We start from the raw sequence: 1378 nt of genomic DNA, 5'->3' as shown, positions 1-1378 counted from the left end.
TGAATGCCTGAGCATCAAGACGCAGAAGAACCCATTCGCACTTTGCCGCAAGTTACTGATCAACGCCTCCCGCGCGGCTTATGATCAGTTACAGCTGCTTCTCGCAGCTACTGCGTAACATCAGGTTGTAAGCCACGTAACCCAGGTTGAAACCGGCTTGCGTCAGCATGTTGATATTGGGGTCAGCCTTGAGCACCGCGACATCGGCCGGTTTGGGTTGGAAGGCGACGTCGCACTCGCCGGCTTTGAGCTTCTGTGCCCGTACCGAGCTATCGGTAGTGATCGAGAAGATCAGGTTGTCGATCTTGACTTCACCTTTCTTCCAATAATCCTTGTTGGCGGTGTAGCGGATGATGGCGTCTTTTTGGTAGCTCTTGAAGACAAATGGGCCGGTGCCAATCGGGGCGGTGTTGATGGTGGTGGGCTTGCCGGCCTTCAACAAGGCATTGGCGTATTCGGCCGAATGAATCGAAGCAAAAGACATGGCCACGTCGGCCAGAAAAGCGGCATCCACATTCTTAAGCGTGAACTTGACGGTTTGTGGATCAATCTTTTCTACCTTGGCGATATTCGTATCCATGCCCATATCGGTGAAGTAGGGGAATTCAGTCGGGTAAGCCTTACGGAATGGGTGTTCCTTGCTTAGCATGCGTTCGAAAGTGAACACCACATCGTCTGCGTTGAAGTCGCGCGTGGGCTTGAAGCTCTCGTTGCTGTGGAATTTCACGCCTTTGCGCAGGTGGAAGGTATAGGTCAGGCTGTCTGGGCTGATTTCCCATTTTTCCGCCAAGCCAGGAATCACCTTGGTGGCGCCGCGTTCGAAGTCCACGAGACGATTGAAGACGGTTTCGGCTGAAGCATCAAAATCAGTCCCCGCTTGATATTGGCCGGGGTCGAAACCTGCAGGGCTGCCTTCAGAGCAGTATTTCAGCGTAGAAGCAGCGTGTGCACCTACGGCACCGGTAGCTAATGCAGCAGCCACCGCTATCTGTAATAAGGTCAGTTGCTTCATAGAATTCTTCCTCTTGAATTAATACAGAATGACGGCGTCTACCGCGTGGCGGTAAACGGTAACACACACGGTGGCAAGTCAGCAGATGGTGAAAGTGATGCGTTGCGGAAACGTGACAACTATCCCTAAATTCTGTTTGTTACCTTGCGGTGCTACAAGGCAACAAACAGGGTTGAGATGCGCGCTGTCACCAGCCGTTCGTTGTCACGCCTTATTTGGTGCATTCCGTTCACTACTTAACTGATGTTACGCAGTGCATACGATAACCTGTCGCCATGAAGAACAAAAAACTCGATTTGTACGGGCTTGTCGGCGATGGTAGATGGTGCAGTGAGCCACGACCAGGTCACGCGTTTTTTGTCCAAG

The 1378-nt window shown here is 52.1% G+C and carries 1 protein-coding gene; it reads right to left on the bottom strand.

The annotated features are described in order from the left end of the window. Positions 1–88 precede the first annotated feature (88 nt). Positions 89–1012: an ABC transporter substrate-binding protein gene (locus CSQ89_RS21525; protein WP_099407988.1), complete on the bottom strand. Its 924-nt coding sequence runs from the start codon at positions 1010–1012 to the stop codon at positions 89–91. Positions 1013–1378: the final 366 nt, after the last annotated feature.

Source organism: Chitinimonas sp. BJB300 (genome assembly GCF_002735695.1).
Classification (GTDB): Bacteria; Pseudomonadota; Gammaproteobacteria; order Burkholderiales; family Chitinimonadaceae; genus Chitinimonas.
This window is presented reverse-complemented; position numbering and strand designations above follow the sequence as displayed.

Coding starts and splice junctions, on each gene's coding strand:
- CSQ89_RS21525 (WP_099407988.1), bottom strand. CDS start 1,012: ATGAAGCAACTGACCTTATTACAGATAGCGGTGGCTGCTGCATTAGCT.